This is a genomic window from Acidocella aquatica (genome assembly GCF_030160635.1).
Taxonomy (GTDB): Bacteria; Pseudomonadota; Alphaproteobacteria; order Acetobacterales; family Acetobacteraceae; genus Acidocella; species Acidocella aquatica.
On sequence record NZ_BSOS01000016.1, the window covers coordinates 1 to 692 of the forward strand.

Sequence of the window (692 nt, forward strand, 5' to 3'; positions counted from 1 at the left end):
GCTTGACTAATCACGAGGTCCCCATAATGCGGAGGAGCGCGGCCTGATCGGCGGATTTTCGCCGTTCTTGTCAATGTTCCTCCGCATTATTTCAGAGCGTGTCGAGCCAGTCGATCACGCTGGCATCGCGCTTCCAGGATGGCTGGCCGCCGGGTATCGCTGGAACGGTGACCTTTTCCAGGGCCTTCCGTTTCGTTTCCAGATTGGTCCTGGCATAGTGGTTGGTCGTGTCGAGGCTGACATGACCGAGCCAGCTTCGGATGACTGTAACGTCGACGCCGGCCGAGATGAGGTGCACGGCGGTGGCGTGCCGGAAGGCGTGTGGCGTTACGTGCTTGGCCCGCAGCGTTGGCATGGTTTCGGCCGCTGCCTTCACGTAGGCGGCGAGCTTGAAGCGGACCCCCGAGGCGCTCAGCGGATCGCCATAGCGGTTGACGAACAGCTGCTGGTCGGGTGCCCGTGGTTGCCGTTCAAGCAGTTTCTTCAGCAACATCACGGTTTCCGGCCAAAGCGGGCAGATACGTTCCTTCCGGCCCTTGCCGGTCAGGCGCACGCAGTTCGGACTTTCGAACCGGATTGCTTCGGGGCACAGGTCGAGCGCTTCCTGTATTCGTGCGCCACTATTGTATTAATCAGTACGTAGATATCCCGACATATTTTACTTGACACCACGGGTCGGGTTGGATTCTTTT

Annotated in this window: 1 pseudogene; it reads right to left on the bottom strand. The window is 59.2% G+C overall.

The window, feature by feature from the left end:
• Positions 1–91: 91 nt before the first annotated feature.
• Positions 92–616, bottom strand: a pseudogene (locus tag QQJ84_RS05160) (tyrosine-type recombinase/integrase); the annotation flags it as partial.
• Between the last annotated feature and the right edge of the window lie 76 nt (positions 617–692).